14 protein-coding genes are annotated in these 14,641 nt (G+C 55.9%); 7 read left to right on the top strand and 7 right to left on the bottom strand.

Annotated features, from left to right (window positions below):
• Positions 1–400 precede the first annotated feature (400 nt).
• A complete protein-coding gene (gene syd / locus V7Q49_RS19220; RefSeq protein WP_333854441.1) occupies positions 401–946 on the bottom strand; it encodes a SecY-interacting protein in 546 nt (181 codons plus the stop codon).
• Between the two features lie 69 nt (positions 947–1,015).
• Here syd and queF point away from each other — a divergent pair, with 69 nt between their 5' ends.
• From queF to xni, 5 genes are all read left to right on the top strand, one after another.
• On the top strand, positions 1,016–1,858 hold the full coding sequence (gene queF / locus V7Q49_RS19215; RefSeq protein WP_333854439.1) for an NADPH-dependent 7-cyano-7-deazaguanine reductase QueF: 843 nt from the start codon (positions 1,016–1,018) through the stop codon (positions 1,856–1,858).
• 116 nt (positions 1,859–1,974) lie between these two features.
• Complete coding sequence (gene ppnN, locus V7Q49_RS19210) at positions 1,975–3,339, top strand: nucleotide 5'-monophosphate nucleosidase PpnN (protein ID WP_333854436.1); 1,365 nt, start codon at positions 1,975–1,977, stop codon at positions 3,337–3,339.
• Positions 3,340–3,880: 541 nt separating this feature from the next.
• On the top strand, positions 3,881–5,170 hold the full coding sequence (locus tag V7Q49_RS19205) for an HAAAP family serine/threonine permease (RefSeq protein ID WP_333854434.1): 1,290 nt from the start codon (positions 3,881–3,883) through the stop codon (positions 5,168–5,170).
• Positions 5,171–5,232: 62 nt separating this feature from the next.
• Positions 5,233–6,600 carry an L-serine ammonia-lyase gene (locus V7Q49_RS19200; RefSeq protein WP_333854432.1) on the top strand — a complete coding sequence of 456 codons (1,368 nt, stop codon included), beginning with the start codon at positions 5,233–5,235 and terminating at the stop codon, positions 6,598–6,600.
• A gap of 112 nt (positions 6,601–6,712) precedes the next feature.
• Entirely contained in the window at positions 6,713–7,471 is a 759-nt protein-coding gene (xni, locus tag V7Q49_RS19195) for a flap endonuclease Xni (RefSeq protein WP_333854430.1), read from the top strand.
• A gap of 83 nt (positions 7,472–7,554) precedes the next feature.
• Here the strand turns inward: xni and rlmM are convergent, their stop codons facing one another.
• From rlmM to V7Q49_RS19175, 4 genes are all read right to left on the bottom strand, one after another.
• Entirely contained in the window at positions 7,555–8,655 is a 1,101-nt protein-coding gene (rlmM, locus tag V7Q49_RS19190; RefSeq protein ID WP_333854428.1) for a 23S rRNA (cytidine(2498)-2'-O)-methyltransferase RlmM, read from the bottom strand.
• The gene (locus V7Q49_RS19185; RefSeq protein WP_039029918.1) at positions 8,648–9,043 is read right to left on the bottom strand and encodes a DUF423 domain-containing protein; all 396 of its coding nucleotides are present in this window, start codon (positions 9,041–9,043) and stop codon (positions 8,648–8,650) included. The genes rlmM and V7Q49_RS19185 overlap by 8 nt, the downstream gene beginning before the upstream one ends.
• Positions 9,044–9,088: 45 nt before the next feature.
• Complete coding sequence (gene gcvA, locus V7Q49_RS19180) at positions 9,089–10,003, bottom strand: glycine cleavage system transcriptional regulator GcvA (RefSeq protein ID WP_039029917.1); 915 nt, start codon at positions 10,001–10,003, stop codon at positions 9,089–9,091.
• A 349-nt stretch (positions 10,004–10,352) separates the two neighbouring features.
• Positions 10,353–10,580 (bottom strand): YgdI/YgdR family lipoprotein, encoded by a 228-nt coding sequence (locus tag V7Q49_RS19175; protein ID WP_333854425.1) that lies wholly within the window; start codon positions 10,578–10,580, stop codon positions 10,353–10,355.
• A 193-nt stretch (positions 10,581–10,773) separates the two neighbouring features.
• Between V7Q49_RS19175 and csdA the strand changes: the two genes are divergently transcribed.
• Together csdA and csdE are read left to right on the top strand one after the other, a co-directional pair.
• Positions 10,774–11,982, top strand: coding sequence for a cysteine desulfurase CsdA (csdA, locus tag V7Q49_RS19170; RefSeq protein ID WP_333854423.1), 1,209 nt, complete (start codon positions 10,774–10,776; stop codon positions 11,980–11,982).
• Entirely contained in the window at positions 11,979–12,419 is a 441-nt protein-coding gene (gene csdE / locus V7Q49_RS19165; protein WP_333854421.1) for a cysteine desulfurase sulfur acceptor subunit CsdE, read from the top strand. Before csdA ends, csdE begins: the two co-directional genes overlap by 4 nt.
• Here csdE and tcdA read toward each other — a convergent pair.
• Positions 12,410–13,216: a tRNA cyclic N6-threonylcarbamoyladenosine(37) synthase TcdA gene (gene tcdA, locus V7Q49_RS19160; protein ID WP_166183801.1), complete on the bottom strand. Its 807-nt coding sequence runs from the start codon at positions 13,214–13,216 to the stop codon at positions 12,410–12,412. The genes csdE and tcdA overlap by 10 nt on opposite strands.
• A 70-nt stretch (positions 13,217–13,286) precedes the next feature.
• Positions 13,287–14,384 (bottom strand): murein transglycosylase A, encoded by a 1,098-nt coding sequence (gene mltA, locus V7Q49_RS19155; protein ID WP_333854419.1) that lies wholly within the window; start codon positions 14,382–14,384, stop codon positions 13,287–13,289.
• Positions 14,385–14,641: the final 257 nt, after the last annotated feature.

The following is a 14,641-nucleotide window of genomic DNA, read 5'->3' as shown; positions in this document are numbered from 1 at the left end:
GTCCTGGCCTTCCTGACCCACCGGACATCCGTACCGGCTCTCGTTCTCCTTCCTGGAGGTGTCCTTCACGCATCCTGCGTCATCCTTTTGCTTCGTCCTGAAGCCTTCCCTGTAACGCCTTCCTGACGTGTCCTGAGTAAGAAACGCCATCATCCTGATGTTCGTTTCTCGTGTCGGCTTCCTGTCGACAGACATAGGATCCTCTATTCCGCTTCGTCTTACAAGGCACCCTGTAAGCCAAATTAAACAGATGTTACATCATATTACTAACGGTTATGCCTTCAATACACTGATTAGCAATGAATTATTGGTAAGCATAATATGTTGAGCGTACAGATTATTACGGCGATCTCTTACAATCTTTGTAAGAGATCTCTCACAGGCGCAGTAGTATTCAGGATTACACGACAGGATGTAGATGCTTGAGGAAATCCGTAAGGGAAACGGAGAGGAACTGGCGTTTCTGGGTACCTAACGTCTCTTTTACCACGTTCCCCGTGAGGTTGCAGACAGAAATAATATCCATTTCACTGTCGAGCGTGGCGATAAACAGCGTTGGCGATAACTTCAGGCGCTTCTGGGTGACCAGGTGCCCAATCAGGTTCTCCTGCACGCGCAGCAGATCGTCTTCACTCCAGGTCTGCAGCAGAGTCAGCATCTCGTTATCAAAGCGAGCGCACATATCCCCGGCAAACTGTGTGGTATAGAACGCGTGGACCGCAGGTTGTACCACAATGTCCATTGCGCGTTCAATGGCCTTTACATTCTGATCGGCGGTAAACGGCTGGGGCTGCCAGGTCACGGTATCCCCGGAAGAGGTGATAATACAGGGCGACGGGACGCCATACAGCGCCTCACTTTGAGGCCATGACCCTTTCTGTTCATGCCAGGCGTCACAGTAACGCGCCGTAAACGCGGTTAAGGCAGCAGCAGTCTCTTTATCCACCGGTTTCTCTCTTCATATAAGCCAGGATACACTCAGCCGCATAGTTTACCTTTAAAGTGACAACGAAACATGTCTTACGAAAATCATGATGCCTTATCGGGCTTAACGCTGGGCAAAAGCACCGCCTACCGCGATATCTACGACGCCAGCCTGTTACAGGGCGTGCCGCGCAGTCTCAACCGCGATCCGCTGGGGCTGAAAGCTGATAACCTGCCCTTCCACGGTGGCGATATCTGGACGCTGTATGAGCTGTCGTGGCTGAATGCCCGCGGTTTACCCCAGGTGGCGGTGGGTCACGTTGAGCTGGATTACACCAGCGTCAACCTGGTGGAGTCCAAAAGCTTTAAGCTCTACCTCAACAGCTTCAACCAGACCCGCTTTGACAGCTGGGAAGCGGTGCAGCGCACGCTGGAACGCGACTTAAGCGCCTGCGCGCAGGGGAAAGTGACCGTGGCTCTCTACCGCATTGACGAGCTGGAAGGTCAGCCGATCGCCCACTTCCACGGCACCTGCATTGACGAACAGGACATTGAGATCGACAACTACCAGTTTGATACCGCCTGGCTGGAAAATGCCGCCAGCGGCAACGTGGTAGAGGAGACGCTGGTCAGCCACCTGCTGAAATCCAACTGCCTGATCACCCATCAGCCTGACTGGGGTTCGGTCCAGATCCAGTATCGCGGCGCAAAAATCGATCGCGAGAAGCTGCTGCGCTACCTGGTCTCCTTCCGTAACCACAATGAGTTCCATGAGCAGTGCGTGGAGCGTATCTTTAACGACATTCTGCACTTCTGCCAGCCAGAGACGCTGAGCGTCTACGCCCGCTATACCCGCCGCGGCGGACTGGATATCAATCCGTGGCGCAGCAATAGCGATTTCGTTCCGGCAATCGGTCGTTTAGTCCGCCAGTAAGATAAATAAATTCACAATATGCGTGCCAGGTTCCGCGCTTAAGGTTGTGAAAGGTCATAAGCCAGGGCTATTGTAATCAACAGGGAAAGACGATAAACGTCCCGTAAGGAGCTCACTTGATTACACATATTAGCCCGCTTGGCTCAATGGACATGTTGTCGCAGCTGGAAGTGGACATGCTCAAGAGCACGGCCAGCAGCGATCTTTATCAACTGTTTCGCAACTGTTCACTTGCCGTTCTGAACTCCGGTAGCCTCACCGACAACAGCAAAGAGCTGCTGTCCCGCTTTGAAAGCTTTGATATTAACGTTCTGCGCCGCGAGCGTGGCGTGAAGCTGGAGCTGATTAACCCGCCGGAAGATGCCTTTGTTGACGGGCGTATCATTCGCGCGCTGCAGGCCAACCTGTTTGCCGTGCTGCGCGACATCCTGTTTGTGAACGGTCAGATCAGTAACGCCGGGCGTTTTCAGCATCTGAACCTGGAAAGCTCGGCCCATATTACCAACCTGGTGTTCTCTATTCTGCGTAACGCCCGCGCCCTGCACGTGGGCGAAGCCCCAAGCATGGTGGTGTGCTGGGGCGGTCACTCCATTAACGAAACCGAATACCTCTATGCCCGTCGCGTGGGCACCCAGCTGGGGCTGCGCGAGCTGAACATCTGCACCGGCTGTGGCCCGGGCGCGATGGAAGCGCCAATGAAGGGCGCTGCGGTGGGTCATGCCCAGCAGCGCTACAAAGAGGGCCGTTTCATTGGTATGACCGAGCCATCGATCATTGCCGCTGAGCCGCCGAATCCGCTGGTCAACGAACTGATCATCATGCCGGATATTGAGAAACGTCTTGAGGCGTTTGTCCGTATCGCGCACGGCATTATCATCTTCCCGGGCGGCGTGGGGACGGCAGAAGAGCTGCTCTATCTGCTGGGTATTCTGATGCATCCAGCCAACCAGGATCAGGTCCTGCCGTTGATCCTGACCGGCCCGAAAGAGAGCGCAGACTACTTCCGCGTGCTGGATGAGTTCATCGTGCATACCCTGGGCGAGGCGGCGCGCCGTCACTATCGCATCATCATCGACGATGCCGCAGAGGTCGCGCGCCTGATGAAAAAGGCCATGCCGCTGGTGAAAGAGAACCGCCGCGATACCGGAGATGCCTACAGCTTTAACTGGTCGATCCGCATTACACCGGATCTGCAGATCCCGTTTGAACCGTCGCACGAAAACATGGCCAATCTGAAACTCTATCCCGATCAGCCGGTTGAAGTGCTGGCCGCCGATCTGCGTCGCGCCTTCTCGGGTATCGTTGCCGGTAACGTGAAAGAGGTGGGTATCCAGGCCATTGAAGAGTTTGGTCCGTATAAAATTCATGGCGACCGCGAAATGATGCGCCGCATGGACGATCTGCTGCAGGGCTTCGTCGCCCAGCACCGTATGAAGCTTCCCGGCTCTGCCTATATCCCCTGTTACGAGATTTCAGCGTAACGCTCTGCCCGGCATGCATGCCGGGCGCTCTCTCCTGCCGGGAATGGCCCTTCGCCTCCCGGCTTTTTTATTGCCTTCAGCGACATGGCCTCGATTGCAATATCACTATTCCTTATCTTTTTGCTATTTCATAACACAACGCAAACGATTACGTTGTTTATCAGAGCGTGGTTTATTAGCCACAAACCCCATAAAGCACGAAAAAATCCTCTAAACCGACGCTTTTACAGCGTATGCCTCCTATCTTACGGGGGGAGCTATCTCGCCCCATATCGTTAATGGTAGCCTTCGCGCCCAGAAATTCGTCGTGACGTTTTCTTAGCAGACAAATGGTCTAAATATACCCACATCATGAGTGGATTATCGCATTTGAGATCGAGATCACTGATAGATCCATTACTAAAATGTATCTTTCCGCCCGCCGATAGTTACGGAGAAAAATTATATAAAAACCGTCGCTGAGCGAATTTCATATTACAGTTAGCCCTTTTTGCATCGAATTTGACCAGAAACCTGACATTAGCTACTTCCTGGAGACACAATGGAAACCACTCAAACCAGCACCGTTGCTTCGCTTGAAACCCGAAGTGGATGGCGTAAAACAGATACCATGTGGATGCTTGGCCTTTACGGCACAGCAATCGGCGCTGGTGTTCTTTTCCTTCCTATTAACGCAGGTGTGGGCGGCTTAATTCCGCTGATCATCATGGCGATCATCGCCTTCCCGATGACCTACTTTGCTCACCGCGGCCTGACCCGTTTTGTGCTCTCTGGTAAAAACCCAGGCGAAGACATCACCGAAGTGGTTGAAGAGCATTTCGGTATTGGCGCAGGTAAACTGATTACCCTGCTCTACTTCTTTGCCATCTACCCAATCCTGTTGGTTTATAGCGTGGCTATCACCAACACCGTGGAAAGCTTCATGAGCCACCAGCTGGGCATGACTCCGCCGCCACGCGCCATTCTGTCGCTGATCCTGATCGTCGGCATGATGACCATCGTGCGCTTCGGTGAGCAGATGATTGTGAAGGCGATGAGCGTGCTGGTGTTCCCGTTCGTTATCGCTCTGATGGTGCTGGCCTGCTACCTGATCCCACAGTGGAACGGCGCCGCGCTGGAAACCCTGTCCCTGAGCAGCGCCTCCGCGACCGGTAATGGCCTGTGGATGACCCTGTGGCTGGCCATTCCGGTGATGGTCTTCTCCTTCAACCACTCTCCGATCATCTCCTCCTTCGCGGTAGCGAAGCGTGAAGAGTACGGTCAGGGTGCCGAGAAGAAGTGTTCCAGCATCCTGGCTCGCGCTCACGTGATGATGGTTATCACCGTGATGTTCTTCGTCTTCAGCTGCGTACTGAGCCTCGCTCCGGCGGATCTGGCAGCAGCAAAAGCACAGAACATCTCGATTCTCTCTTACCTGGCGAACCACTTTAACGCACCGGTTATTGCCTGGATGGCACCTATCATCGCCATTATCGCGATTACCAAGTCCTTCCTCGGCCACTACCTGGGTGCACGTGAAGGCTTTAACGGCATGGTGATTAAATCTCTGCGCGGTAAAGGCAAGAGCATTGAAATCAACAAGCTGAACAAAATCACTGCGCTGTTCATGCTGCTGACCACCTGGGCGGTTGCCACCCTGAACCCAAGCATCCTCGGGATGATTGAAACCCTGGGCGGCCCGATTATCGCGATGATCCTGTTCCTGATGCCGATGTACGCGATTCAGAAAGTGCCAGCGATGCGTAAATACAGCGGCCATATCAGCAACGTCTTCGTTGTGATTATGGGTCTGATTGCTATCTCCGCTATCTTCTTCTCGCTGTTCGCTTAATTCCTCCCGCGCCGTCTTCGGACGGCGCACTCTTCTCCCAGACGTAAAGCAACGGACGCATCATGATTAGCGTTTTCGATATTTTCAAAATTGGTATTGGTCCTTCCAGCTCGCACACCGTCGGGCCGATGAAAGCCGGTAAACAGTTCACGGACGATCTTATTGCACGCGGAATGCTGCGCGACACGACCTGCGTGGTGGTGGATGTTTACGGCTCCCTGTCGCTGACCGGCAAAGGTCACCATACCGATATCGCCATTATTATGGGCCTGGCGGGTAACCTGCCGGATAGCGTTGATATTGACGCCATCCCGGGGTTTATCCAGGACGTTAACACCCACAGCCGCTTACTGCTGGCGAAGGGTGAACATGAAGTTGAATTCCCGGTTGATCGCTGCATGAATTTCCATGCCGACAACCTGTCGCTGCACGAAAACGGCATGCGCATCACCGCGCTGGCAGGCGACAAGGTGATTTACAGCCAAACTTATTACTCCATCGGCGGCGGTTTTATCGTCGACGAAGACCATTTCGGCCAGAGCGACAGCGCCCCTGTGGCGGTGCCTTATCCGTACAAATCGGCGGCCGATCTGCAACGCCATTGCCAGGAAAGTGGTCTGTCACTCTCCGGCCTGATGATGCAAAACGAGCTGGCATTGCACAGCAAAGCTGAGCTGGAACAGCACTTTACTAACGTCTGGGAAGTGATGCGCGGCGGTATTGAACGCGGGATCACCACCGAGGGCGTACTGCCGGGTAAACTGCGCGTCCCGCGTCGGGCTGCCGCCCTGCGCCGCATGCTGGTTAGCAGCGACAAAACCACCAGCGACCCGATGGCGGTGGTGGACTGGATCAACATGTTCGCGCTGGCGGTAAACGAAGAGAACGCCGCGGGTGGCCGCGTGGTCACCGCGCCAACCAACGGTGCCTGCGGTATCGTTCCGGCGGTGCTGGCCTATTACGACAAGTTCATTCGCGAAGTGAATGCTAACTCGCTGGCCCGCTACCTGCTGGTGACCAGCGCCATTGGCTCGCTGTACAAGATGAACGCCTCTATTTCCGGCGCGGAAGTAGGCTGCCAGGGCGAAGTGGGCGTAGCCTGCTCGATGGCGGCGGCGGGTCTGGCGGAGCTGCTGGGCGGTAGCCCGACGCAGGTCTGCATTGCCGCAGAGATCGGCATGGAGCATAACCTCGGACTGACCTGCGATCCGGTGGCCGGTCAGGTTCAGGTACCGTGCATCGAGCGTAACGCGATTGCCTCGGTGAAGGCGGTCAACGCCGCGCGTATGGCGCTGCGTCGTACCAGCGAACCGCGCGTCTGCCTCGATAAAGTGATCGAAACCATGTACGAGACCGGGAAAGACATGAACGCTAAATACCGCGAAACCTCCCGCGGTGGTCTGGCGATGAAGATTGTCACCTGCGACTAAGTCTAAAAAGGAGCCTTGTTTTGCGAGGCTCCTTCCCGAACGCCTCGCCACTCGTAGTTTCCCCCCGCCGACAGTGTTACCCTTATCTGACTGAACAGAAGGGAGAAAATCTGTGGCCGTTCATTTGCTTATTGTCGACGCGCTGAACCTTATCCGGCGCATCCACGCGGTTCAGGGCACGCCCTGCAAGGATACCTGCCTGCATGCGCTGGAGCAGCTTATTCGCCACAGCCAGCCCAGCCACGTGGTCGCGGTGTTTGACGATGAAGCGCGTAACAGCGGCTGGCGACATCAGCGCCTCCCGGATTATAAAGCCGGGCGCGCCCCCATGCCGGACGACCTGCACGCCGAAATGCCCGCGATCCGCGCCGCCTTTGAACAGCGCGGGGTTCCCTGCTGGGGCGCCCAGGGCAACGAAGCCGACGATCTGGCCGCCACGCTGGCGGTAAAAGTCGCCAGCGCCGGGCACCAGGCCACCATTGTCTCGACCGACAAGGGCTACTGTCAGCTGCTCTCCCCCACCATCCGCATTCGCGACTATTTCCAGAAACGCTGGCTCGACGCCCCCTTTATCGCCAGCGAGTTTGGCGTCTCACCTCAGCAGCTGCCGGATTACTGGGGGCTGGCGGGGATCAGCAGCTCAAAAGTGCCGGGCGTAGCCGGGATTGGCCCGAAAAGCGCGGCCCAGCTGCTAACCGATTTTCAGGATCTGGAGGGGATTTACGCCCGGCTGGATGAGGTGCCGGAGAAGTGGCGCAAAAAGCTGGAGGCGCATAAAGAGATGGCGTTTATCTGCCGGGACGTGGCGCGGTTGCAGACCGATTTACAGTTAGACGGGAATTTGCAGCAGCTACGGTTAGATCGCGTGTGAGTTCATGCCCGGTGGCGCTGTGCTTACCGGGCCTACGGTCTGGATCCCCTCTCCCTTTGGGAGAGGGTTAGGGTGAGGGATAATTATCTTTCGTCGCGACGACCACCGACCGCAGCCCACCAGCGGCGGATATGCACGGTAACTTCTTCGCGATCGTGGTACAGCTGGCGCGCCTGGATAACCACGTTAATACCATGCTCGTCCATCTGCGCCTGGATATAGGCCAGGTTCTGCGAGACCTCCTCATAGCGCTTTTTCATTGGCAGCTTGAGGTTGAAAATGGTCTCACGACACCAGCCGTTTACCAGCCAGGACGCCATCAACGCCGCCACTTTCGCTGGTTTTTCTACCATGTCGCACACCATCCACGAGATGTTGTTGCGGGTCGGGCGATAGCGGAAACCATCTTCACGCAGCCAGGTCACCTGCCCGGTGTCCATCAGGCTTTGCGCCATCGGGCCGTTGTCGACGGATGAAACCCACATGTTGCGTTTCACCAGCTGATAGGTCCAGCCGCCCGGACAGGCACCGAGATCGACCGCGTACATGCCGTTTGCCAGGCGTTCGTCCCACTCATCAGCGGGAATAAAGACGTGAAACGCCTCTTCAAGCTTCAGCGTTGAACGGCTTGGAGCATCAGCCGGGAACTTCAGGCGCGGGATACCCATAAAGAACGGTGAGTTATTGGTCGTGTAAGAATAACCGGCATAACAGCAGCCTGGAGCGATAAAGAAGATATGCACCACGGGACGTTTTGGGGTCTCGTAGTTGGTCAACACACCCGCCTCACGCAGTGCCGCGCGCAGCGGCACGGTGAACTTACGGCAGAACTTCATCAGCTCTTTGCTTTCGTTGGTGTCGGCGACTTCAACGCGCAGCTCGCCACCCTTCTCCACCACGCCCTGCAACATACCCACAATCGGCGTAATGCGATCTTCAGGCGGAAGATCTTTCAGCAGTTCACCCGCGACAAACATCTGGCGGGCAAAAATCAGCGAACTGAACGGCAGGTCACGAACCAGTTTTTCCGCGTCATCAGCCTGATAGCACTCAAAAATGACATAGCCCGCATTCTCTTTCACGCGGGCAAAACCAAACACTTCGCGCTTCGCGGCTTTATCAGTGATCTCCGCGGCACACTCTTTTTCAAAGCCCGGGCGACAATATAAGACAACTTTATTCATGAACAACGCCCTTGCGTTTCAGACGGAACGAACCGATTAACATTAATACCCACCCGACCAGGAAGCTGACGCCGCCGACCGGGGTAACAAACGCCCACAGGCGTAGATGCGAGAGCGCAAGGCAGTACAGGCTACCGCTGAAAAGCACGGTACCCAGCGCCATAAATACGCTGCTCCAGTAAAACCAGATACTGATACGGCGCTGCATTGCCACGGCTAATCCGAAGATCGCCAGGGTATGAAACGCCTGATATTCCAGACCGGTGTGGATCCAGCCCATCTCCACCACACCCAATGATTTGCGTAAGACATGTGCGCCAAAGGCGCCCAGGGCAACAAAAATAAAGCCACTCACCGCGGCAAAAATCAGCATAAAACGGCTGGTCATGTTTCTGTCCTGAAGTTATGCGCGTCCTGCGCGCAAAAGAAAGTGTTACTCGTACCGAAAGCGGAATTTTTCTTGCTCGTTGGCCGCCTTTGCCAGGATCCACTGGCGAAACGCGGCTATTTTACCCAGTTCTGCCTGACTGTCATGACAAACCAGATAAAAAGCGTTCTTGCTGACCAGAACATCATTAAAGGGGCAGACCAGGCGGCCGGCCTCAATTTCGGACTGTGCCATGACGTTGTTAGCCAACGCCACGCCCTGTCCGTGAATGGCAGCCTGTAACACCATCGCACTGTGGCTAAAGATGGGGCCCTGCTGCACGTTTATATGGTTAAGACCAAGCTGGCGGGTATAAGTTTGCCAGTCGCGGCGAGAAGCATCATGTAAAAGCGTATGCTGCGCCAGATTTTCCGGCGCTTTAAGCGCCTTTTCGCCTGTTAAGAGTAACGGCGAGCAGACCGGCAGCAAATACTCTGCGTATAATTTTTCGACACGCAGGCCCGGCCAGTTGCCGCGGCCATAGAAAATTGCCACGTCAACGTCGTCTGCCAGCTTGTCTTCCTGACGGTCGACGGCCTGGATTCGGACATCAATTCCCGGATAAGCTGAGTTAAAGCTTGAGAGTCGCGGCACCAGCCACTGAATGGCAAAACTGGGCAATAAACTGACCGTCAGCGCCCCTTTGGCACTGCGCGCCTGTAACTTACGCGTCGCCTCGGTCAGCTGAGAAAATATCTCTTTAATATCCTGAAAATAGCTCTGTCCCTCTTCCGTCAGAAGCAGGGATCGGTTGCGGCGGCGGAACAGCTTGAGGCCCAGAAAATCCTCAAGGGACTTGATTTGATGACTTACTGCGGCCTGGGTCACAAAAAGCTCATCGGCCGCGCGCGTGAAACTCAAATGGCGGGCGGCGGCATCAAATACACGTAATGCATTAAGGGGTGGTAATCGCTTGGACATGGTTATCTGGCTTAGATGTTAACGGCTTTTAACAAACAGGAAACAACGTTTAACCTATTAGTTTTTTTTATCTGAGCCATTATAAATTGTCCGTTGAGGAACTACCAGCAAATACCTATAGTGGCGGCACTTCCTGAGCCGGAACGAAAAGCTTTTTTTGGAATGCGTGTTCTGAAGGGCTTTTGGCTTACGGTTGTGATGTTGTGTTGTTGTGTTTGCAATTGGTCTGCGATTCAGACCTCGGTAGCGACGCTACCAATTTTTCACTTCCTGTACATTTACCCTGTCTGTCCATAGTGATTAATGTAGCACCGCCCAATTGCGGTGCTTTTTTTTGTCTGCAATTCCGTTATTTATTCAGCTCAACCATCTCTTTCACATCACTGCGGTTGATCTGCTGTTTGTTCCCGTTCGCATCCTTATACGAGATCATGCCGGTGTCATTATCAGTTTGCGGCTTACCTTCCGAGACGATAGAGCGGCCATCGTTGGTATGCATAACGTAGTTATTACCGGAACAGGCGCTCAGTGCGAAAGTCAGCATACAGGCAGAAACAATTGCGACAGTCTTTTTCATCTTTTATCTCCTTTAGCAATTAATGCTATCTAAACCATGTTTCAGAACAGGCTAAAACATCTTCCTGACACTATTTCAGCATAACCTGCTTCGTCTGTTACGCCAGAATAAACAGACAAATCCGATAGAGATCAACCTCCTTGCCCTGCCGCTGAAATTGCGCGACGATCTATTCATGATAAAGAGGAATTCCATGAACGCATTCAGCCCTGTCCATTTTCGCGCACAGTTTCCGGCGCTGGCCGATGCCGGTGTCTATCTTGATAGCGCCGCGACGGCCCTCAAGCCTCAGGCGGTGATCGAAGCCACGCACCAGTTTTACAGCCTGAGCGCAGGCAATGTGCATCGCAGCCAGTATGCCGAGGCGCAACGTTTAACCGCGCGCTACGAAGCGGCCCGCGATCAGGTCGCCAAGCTGCTCAATGCCGAAAGCGGTAAAAACATTGTCTGGACGCGGGGCACCACCGAAGCCATCAATATGGTGGCGCAGTGCTACGCCCGCCCGCGCCTGCAGCCCGGCGACGAGATCATCGTCAGCGAGGCGGAGCATCACGCCAATCTGGTGCCGTGGCTGATGGTAGCGGAACAGACCGGTGCGCGGGTGGTGAAGTTACCCCTGGGTGCCGATCGGTTAGCAGATGTCGCCCGCCTGCCCGAATTTATCACCCCGCGCAGCCGCATTCTCGCGCTGGGGCAGATGTCCAACGTCACCGGCGGCTGTCCGGATCTTGCCCGCGCCATTCAGCTCGCCCACGCCAGCGGCATGGTGGTAGTGGTCGATGGCGCGCAGGGGGTGGTGCACTTCCCGGCGGACGTGCAGCAGCTGGATATCGACTTCTATGCCTTCTCCGGACATAAGCTATATGGCCCGACCGGCATCGGTGCGCTGTACGGCAAAGCGGCGCTGCTGGAACAGATGACCCCGTGGCTTGGCGGCGGCAAGATGATCACCGAAGTGAGCTTCGACGGCTTCAAAACCCAGGCGGTGCCTTATCGACTGGAGGCCGGGACGCCCAACGTCGCCGGGGTGATTGGCCTGAGCGCGGCGCTGGAGTGGCTGGCGGATATCGATCTGGTGAAGGCAGAGAGCTGGAGCCGTGGGCTGGCAACGCTGGCCGAAGAAGCGCTGAAAAAACGCCCCGGATTTCGCTCCTTCCGCGTTCAGGATTCAAGCCTGCTGGCGTTCGATTTTGCCGGGGTGCATCACAGCGATATGGTGACGCTGCTGGCGGGATACGGCATTGCCCTGCGCGCGGGCCAGCACTGTGCCCAGCCGCTGCTGGCGGCGCTTGGCGTCAACGGCACGCTGCGCGTCTCGTTTGCCCCCTATAACACCCAAAGCGATGTCGACGCGCTGGTTGCCGCCGTCGATCGCGCCCTTGCCTTACTGGTGGATGAATGACAAGCCCAATCCTCGCCGGACATCCGTTCGGCACCGTCATCACTGAAGAGACGTTAAAACAGACCTTCGCCCCGCTGAGCCAGTGGGAAGACAAATATCGCCAGCTGATCCTGCTGGGCAAACAGCTGCCCGCCTTGTCGGACGAACTGAAAGCACAGGCGAAGGAGATCCCTGGCTGTGAGAACCGCGTCTGGCTTGGGGTCACGCCCGTCGGAGATAAGCTGCACTTTTATGGCGATAGCGAAGGCCGGATCGTGCGCGGATTGCTGGCCGTGCTGCTGACAACCATAGAGGGGAAAAGCGCCGCGCAGATCCTCGGCACGAGCCCGCTGGCGTTGTTTGATGAGCTGGGGTTACGCGGCCAGCTGAGCGCCTCGCGCAGCCAGGGGCTGGCTGCGCTGAGTGAGGCGGTGCTGGAGGCGGCGCGTCAGGCCTGACGTTCCGCCTTCGCCATCATCTTTTTCAGGGCATGAGACACGGCGATAAAACCAAAGGTAGCGGTCACCATGGTGGCCGCGCCAAACCCGGAGGCACAGTCCATCCGTTTTGGCCCTTCCGCCGTGCTCTTCATGGCGCAGACTGAACCATCCGCCTGAGGGTAGACCAGCGCTTCCGTGGAAAATACGCAGTCGATGCCCAGCTTGCCTTTACTGTTTTTCACCACCCCAAAATCGCTTTTCAGACGCTCGCGCAGCTTGGCTGCCAGCGGATCCTGAATGGTTTTCGCCAGGTCGGTCACCTGGATCTGCGTCGGATCGATCTGCCCGCCCGCTCCGCCGGTGGTCACCAGCGGCACTTTATTGCGACGACACCAGGCGATCAGCGCCGCTTTCGGGCGCACGCTATCGATGGCGTCAATCACGTAGCTGTAACCGGCCCCCATGTACTGGGCGACGTTGTCGGCCGTCACGAAATCATCGATCACCGTAACGCGACATTCCGGGTTGATCTGGCGAATTCGTTCCGCCATTACCTCGGATTTTGCCAGCCCGACGCTGTCGCGCAGGGCGTGAATCTGCCGGTTAGTGTTGGTAACGCAGACATCATCCATGTCGATAAGCGTAATGGCGCCGATCCCGGTTCGTGCCAGCGCTTCCGCCGCCCATGAGCCGACGCCGCCAATCCCGACCACACAGACGTGCGCATCGGCAAACAGTTGCAGGGCTTTTTCACCATATAAACGCGCGGTGCCACCAAAACGCTGGCGCCAGGCTTCGCTCATTACCACAGACATAGGACCTCAGATGTAAAAAGGGTGAGAGTTGCCCCTCACCCCGGAAAACATGGCGTCAATATTACCACACTCAGCCGCTAAACACGTTGCCTGCGCCTGCTGCGCTCTTCAGCACCCACACGCGTCCGTAATGGTTATACCAGCCTGCGCGGTGCCCGGCATCGGGGCCAATCCCCTGATAGATGTCGAAGTGCTGGCCTTTGATGGCCCCGCCCACGTCCAGCGCCACCATCAGACGTAGTTCATACTGCCCGGAGAATTTTCCGTTGTGATCCAGCGTTGGCACTTCTGCCAGCAGCGTGGTACCCGGCGGGATCACCGTCCTGTCTGAGGCCACCGACGCGCGGCCAATCAGCGGTACCGCGCTCGCGCCTTTCACCGGGGCAAAGTTTTGCGGCTTAAAGAAGACAAATGATGGGTTCTGCTCCAGCAGCTCACGCACTTCATATTCGCTGTGCTTTTCGCCCCACTCGCGGATCGCCTGCATCGACATATCTTCGCGTTTCACTTCTCCGCGATCGATCAGCACCTTACCGATACTGCGGTAAGCATGGCCGTTTTTACCGGAATAGCTGAAGAAGTTAAGCGGGCTGCCGTCGCCAAAGTCGATATAACCGCTGCCCTGCACGTCCATGATGAAGTTATCCATCAGCGAGTTGCTGTAGGCGAGGATGTAGCTGTCACTCAGCGCACCGGAATAGATCTCGGCGCGGGAAGGCAGGCGGCCACGTTTTGGCGGCATGCGGTAAATAGGGTATTTGAACTCACCCTGCGGGGTATGGCGTGCCTGCACCACCGGGGTGTAGTAGCCGGTAAACTGGACGTTACCGTAGTTATCGGTGCCTTCCATCTGCCAGGCATCGATGCCGAACTGGCGCATGGTGCGGGTATCGCCCCCGGCGCGTAACCAGTCCTGCACGGCGTTATAGACGCTGTTCTGTGAGCCATACAGCCGCGGCGAGGCGGTACGGATCTGGCTCACCTGCTCTGCGAAGTCGCCACCGTTAATGGGCGCGCCCACGGCGTCAGGTTGATTGACTAAAGAGAAAGGCTGGGTCAGTTTCCCGTCTTTATATTGCTGACCGCGATCGGTCGGTTTGGAGGAACAGGCAGCCAGAATAGCTACCATCGCGCCCGTCATCAGATACTTCGCCCAACGTCCTTTCATTATATCTCGTCTTTAAGTTGCCCGATTCTGCGCAATGAAGATAACAAACCGGCAAGGGTATTGAAATGCGATTACCTCCCCTTACGCAAATTTTGCGCAAAAAACAGCCGAACTGTCGGAGTAGCGTACAATCAACACCTAATTTGGTGATTTTTACGAAAAAGGGTTGCAACAAAAAGTCAGCAGAGTATAGTGCGCTTCCACGGACGCGGGGTGGAGCAGCCTGGTAGCTCGTCGGGCTCATAACCCGAAGGTCG

Origin of the sequence: Leclercia sp. (assembly GCF_036780805.1) — a bacterium.
Classification (GTDB): domain Bacteria; phylum Pseudomonadota; class Gammaproteobacteria; order Enterobacterales; family Enterobacteriaceae; genus Enterobacter.
The sequence above is the reverse complement of the archived record's forward strand: the minus strand, read 5'-3'. Positions and strand labels throughout refer to the sequence as shown.